This window comes from Flavobacterium sp. T50_26 (assembly GCF_057652995.1).
Map to the genome: position 1 here is coordinate 1 of NZ_JBYFCC010000107.1, position 228 is coordinate 228.

At 33.3% G+C, this 228-nt stretch carries 1 pseudogene; it reads right to left on the bottom strand.

What is annotated here, in order from left to right:
* Nucleotides 1–228, bottom strand: a pseudogene (locus AC23MC_RS16585) (hypothetical protein); the annotation flags it as partial.

Here is a 228-nt window from a genome sequence, read left to right on the forward strand (position 1 = left end):
CAAATTGTCCGGCAAATAAATTTTGGGAAGCAACTAATACTATGTAGATATAACAGGTCAACATCGGTTTATTAACCTCGGCTGTATCCAACACTAAAAATAAATTATCACCAAAATAACCTAAATCATATGACAAATCTTATTCCCCTTCCGGATTCAAATCGACTAGTTTGGCTAGGAATTTAATGCCGTAAATTTATTGTAGTTCAGATGCTAATTCGCCTATTA